The organism is Corallincola holothuriorum, from assembly GCF_003336225.1.
GTDB classification, from domain to species: domain Bacteria; phylum Pseudomonadota; class Gammaproteobacteria; order Enterobacterales; family Neiellaceae; genus Corallincola; species Corallincola holothuriorum.
In genome coordinates this window covers 271082-275273 of record NZ_QPID01000001.1, presented here as the reverse complement: position 1 = coordinate 275273, position 4192 = coordinate 271082, and the positions used below count along the sequence as shown (strand labels likewise).

At 47.9% G+C, this 4192-nt stretch carries 3 protein-coding genes; 1 reads left to right on the top strand and 2 read right to left on the bottom strand.

All coding sequences use genetic code 11. The annotated features are described in order from the left end of the window. Nucleotides 1–614 precede the first annotated feature (614 nt). The gene (gene sbcB, locus DU002_RS01280; RefSeq protein WP_114336540.1) at nucleotides 615–2030 is read left to right on the top strand and encodes an exodeoxyribonuclease I; all 1416 of its coding nucleotides are present in this window, start codon (nucleotides 615–617) and stop codon (nucleotides 2028–2030) included. Here the strand turns inward: sbcB and DU002_RS01275 are convergent. Together DU002_RS01275 and DU002_RS01270 are read right to left on the bottom strand one after the other, a co-directional pair. Continuing rightward, complete coding sequence (locus DU002_RS01275) at nucleotides 2018–2911, bottom strand: ABC transporter substrate-binding protein (protein WP_147271754.1); 894 nt, start codon at nucleotides 2909–2911, stop codon at nucleotides 2018–2020. The genes sbcB and DU002_RS01275 overlap by 13 nt on opposite strands. Before the next feature lie 72 nt (nucleotides 2912–2983). After that, nucleotides 2984–4192: a class I SAM-dependent methyltransferase gene (locus DU002_RS01270; RefSeq protein ID WP_233496384.1), complete on the bottom strand. Its 1209-nt coding sequence runs from the start codon at nucleotides 4190–4192 to the stop codon at nucleotides 2984–2986.

Below are 4192 nucleotides of genomic sequence, written 5' to 3'. Positions count from 1 at the left end.
CCCTGCTCCCACGACAACCTAAATTAGTTGAGGGCTAATCCGTTTGGTGATGCCTAAACTTCTTGGGGGAGAGATTGACGCGCTCGACTTCCTTGCTGAGCCCTGCTTTACCGTGACCGGTTGGCGGGAACAGGAACTTCGACACCTACAACTCCGTTAGGCACCATCTTGTTTGCGCGAATACTACATCAAGCCGCACTAATATCGCAATAACATTATGTTTTCATTTAAGTTGAATTTGATTTACAACAACTACACGTTAAGCAGCCGATTTTACTAACAGGCTGTCGGCCTATGCCGTATGCGAGTCACTGTTGCCGAGTAGTGAAACAATCCAGAATTAACGATACTTTGCGCCGATCAGCGATGATTATGGTCGCATCTGTTAGATTCACTCCTACTCCCCCGAACTACACTAGTTTTTCTATCGCTTGTATGGGTATGTAGTGACTGGCTTAATCCAAGAAGATATGCGCCCACCTTCGACTTCACAAGTCATTAACACCTTTAGATCTACCGACTCCCCTTCGCACAGTAGAAAGCAATGCAGGACATTAAAAAGAAGAATGTTAGAATCGGTAGCAAGCTAACACGTTGAAACAGCAAAACACCCTATGAAACAGAACACGATCCTCTGGCACGATTATGAAACCTTTGGCGCTGATCCTAAACGTGACCGCCCAGTTCAGTTCGCGGCGATCCGTACAGATGAAGATCTCAACGAGATCGACGACCCGTTGATGTTTTATTGTGCGCCAGCGGATGATGTGCTGCCGGCACCAATGGCATGTTTAGTAACAGGGATAACGCCGCAATTGGCATTAGCCAACGGGATCCCTGAAGTTGAGTTTATTAAACAGGTGAATGCAGCATTCAGTGTGCCGGGTACATGCAGCGCCGGTTACAACACCATCCGCTTTGATGACGAAGTCACCCGCAATACCCTTTATCGTAACTTGATGGATCCGTATGCCCGGGAATGGAAAAACGGTAATAGCCGCTGGGATATTATCGATATGGTACGTACCTGCTACGCACTGCGCCCCGAAGGTATCGAATGGCCGACGCGGGAAGATGGTACCCCCAGCTTTAAGTTAGAGCATCTCACTGCAGCGAACGGTCTCGCTCACGGTCAGGCCCATGATGCGCTGTCAGATGTGCGTGCGACCATTGCGATGGCGAAGTTGATAAAAGAAAAACAGCCACGACTGTACGATTACCTATATGGCTTGAGATCAAAGCAAGAGCTTGCCAAGCTCATTGACGTTGTAAAAATGCAGCCTTTGCTACACGTCTCTTCGAAGATCCCCGCAGCTCAAGGGTGCTGTAGCTGGGTACTGCCGCTGATGTTTCACCCGACAAACAAGAACAGCATTGTGGTTGCCGATCTTAATTGCGATCCGACTCCTTTGTTAAAGATGAGCACTGAGCAGGTATTGGAAGCACTTTATGCCAAAGCAGATGCCGGACTCTATCGACCGCCACTCAAACTCGTTCATCTGAATAAGTGCCCGGTATTGGCGCCGGCGAAGATGCTGACAGCAGAGAATGCTGAGCGCTTAGGGATTGACCGAGATGCGTGCTTACAGCACCTTAGCTGGTGGCGAAGCAACGCCCAGATCAAACACACCCTATCTGACGTCTATGAAGCCCCTTACGAGGGACATGTTGACGATGTAGACCTAAATCTTTACCAAGGTTTTGCCAGCAATCATGACAAAGCGACGATGGAGGTGATTCACCAAACTAAGGTTGAAGATCTACCCGCTATCACACCGAACTTCGAAGACCCTCAGCTCGCTGAACTGTTCTTTCGTTTTAAGGCCAGAAACTACCCTCATCTTTTATCTGAACAGGAACAGCTTAGATGGCAGGCATTCAGAGAAAAAAGGCTTGCTGCGCCCAACCCCTACGCGTTAGATATTCAGACCTTTAGTCATGAACTTGAGGAATTGGCGATGGAACATCAAAACAATGAGAAGAAAATGGCGATCTTACATGCGCTGTATGATTACGCTCAGTCTTTGTAAACCTCAGTTGCGACATGATCGAGATACTTTCTATTGATAGGCCGCGTCGTCTCAAGCAGAGGGTTGGCTAATACAATTGTGGCCATCTCTGCATAACGGTAACGCCTAAGGCTTTGGCCAAAGTAACGCTCAAACATTGTCATAAAGTCACCGTTAGCGATCATCTTTTCCATACTCTGGGTAAGACAGGTGTTCAGCTCGATATCGCTATGATTAGTGAAGAAATAACCTGCGGTGGGATATATTAATGCGATATCGGGCAAAACTGCGAAACTATCATCATTTAGTACTTCCAGTTCCCTATCCACTTCAATAACCGCTCTGGGAAAGTAATCAACAAACCCTTCTTTGAGTAAACGATACATCTCAGATGTTGTGCCGTAACCATCAACCGGTAACGCATTAGCACGCAATATCTCAATATCCGGCCAATCGTACCCCTGCACTGCGCGCAGTTCTTTTAACTGTTCTATTGTTCGGATGTGACTAAAACGAGCTAGGTCCTGGCGGCGCACAACCAGCACGCGAAAACCAAGCAGGCCGCGATAGATAGGAATAGGGACGGGCTTTAACAATGACTCGCGCTCACTGGAAGTCATAGTCCAGACAACACTTAAACTGCCAGGATCTTCCGCTATTTCCATTGCCGCACGCCCCTGCAACATGGAGATCTCGGACCGTTCAAGTTGGTAACCAGAGCCGCAACCTTCAATTACCGCTTGGAGTAAATGTTGCGGGTACAGATCCGGCAAGCGTACCTCGTCGTGACCTAAAAGGTAACGTACCGTTTTTTTACCGCTATTGTCTGTGGCCTCTGCTTGCAGATCACCGGATGTAAAACAAAAAAAGACAATAAGCGTTAGGTAATTCAGCCAGTTCAAGGTTTTTTGGCTCGCTAAGTTGTGTATCAAATTTATCTTAGCAGCGAACCCAACAAACGTTAGTTATTCCGCTTATTTCACTGAGAAAGCGAGATCAGCTCGATGTTCTGGTTTACTTAGCACCACTTGCACCGTACTAATCACCCGCTCTCTGAACGCACCTTCGCAATAACAGAGATAGTATTGCCATAGGCGCACAAACTGTTCGGAGAACCCCATCTCGCGTACCGCATCAAGGTTGGCAAAAAATCCTTCCCGCCAATGTGCCAGTGTTGTCGCATAATGCAGACCAATATCTTCCAGTTGCCTGATCACCATGTCACTGTGCTGGGAAACCTGGGTAGAGAGGCGCTCCACAGATGGCAAACAACCGCCAGGGAATATATATTTTTGAATAAAATCAACGCTGTTAACGTACTTTACATAACGTTGATCGGATATCGTAATTGCCTGAATTAATGCTGTCGCCTGCGGCTTCAGTAGCGACGATATCTTTTCGAAGTAGCTCGGTAAATATTGGTGGCCAACCGCTTCGATCATCTCAATGGATACGATTTTGTCATATTTGCCGGTTAGCTCGCGATAATCCTGCTTTAACAAAGTGATCTGATGTTCAAGCCCTTTGTCTCTGATCCGTTGCTGTGCAAATTGATATTGTTGCTCCGAAATAGTTGTCGTGGTTACGTGACAACCATAGTGTTCCGCCGCATAGATGGCCAAACCACCCCAGCCAGTGCCTACTTCAAGCAGGTGGTCAGACGGTTGCAAAGCTAGCTTTTCGCACACCACCTGCAGTTTATATTCCGCTGCCTCATCAAGGCTGGTGTCTGGGGTACGATAGATGGCGCTGGAATACATCATTTTCGGGTCGAGAAATAGCTGATAAAAATCATTACTCAGATCGTAGTGGTCACCGATATTCTGACGCGCGTTCCGCCTACTATTACGACGGCGCCAATGACTGAGCACACGCAGTGGCGACTGCAGCCAGCTAAACTTAGCCTCTAATCTTTCTAACCTAGGGAGGTTCGCGGCAAAAATCTGGATCAAGCGGGTTAAATGATCACACCGCCACGCACCGCGAATGTATGCCTCAGCCGCTCCGATACTGCCGCCAAAAACAAAGGCTCGGTAAGCTGAAGGGTCGAGTATCTCAACAGTGACATCAGCATCTCCTTCGCCGAAACGACAGCTGTCGGTACCGTCCAGCAGCATGACTGTGCCATGCTCTACCTCGTTGAAAAGTCGAAATACCAGCTGCTTGGCGAACTTATCGCGCAT